Source organism: Brevibacillus soli (assembly GCF_044759095.2).
Taxonomy (GTDB): domain Bacteria; phylum Bacillota; class Bacilli; order Brevibacillales; family Brevibacillaceae; genus JBIYSM02.
In genome coordinates this window covers 1-559 of sequence record NZ_JBIYSM020000112.1, presented here as the reverse complement: position 1 = coordinate 559, position 559 = coordinate 1, and the positions used below count along the sequence as shown (strand labels likewise).

The 559-nt window shown below is 39.5% G+C and carries 1 rRNA gene; it reads left to right on the top strand.

The annotated features are described in order from the left end of the window. Positions 1-484: 484 nt before the first annotated feature. Positions 485-559, top strand: a 16S ribosomal RNA gene (locus tag ACE99V_RS20445); the annotation flags it as partial.

Below are 559 nucleotides of genomic sequence, written 5' to 3'. Positions count from 1 at the left end.
GGATTGGTTCAGGGAGAAGGGTATCCCACAATGTGATTTGCTCGTTACGAAGTTTTAACATAATCGCTCACCTCAAAAAGGATTTTCGAGGAGCACTGTTGAATTTCTTTAAGAAGAAAGGAATTCAGTCCCTCTTTTTGGATGTATTGCCTCGACAACAACTACTTCCATTTAGAGAGCTGAATTCCTTTTGTTTTTGACTTACCCCAGGAATTTTTCAGGGGAAACTAGCTAAAACTTTAAAAATAACTCTTGATTTTCTCTATCTCGATGTGATAGATTATTACTTGTCGCCGCTGAGCGACAGTGAAATTCGAGAGAAAAGGCACTGATTTTTGATAGAAAAAAGATCTTGACTCTCGGAAAACGAACATGATATAGTAGCAAATGTTCGACAAAAAATGCTCTTTGAAAACTGAACAGCGAAGCGTTTTAAACAGCCAAGCAAACATGTTTTTGAACCTTGATCAATTTCTTTCTACCTTTATTGGAGAGTTTGATCCTGGCTCAGGACGAACGCTGGCGGCGTGCCTAATACATGCAAGTCGAGCGAGTCCCT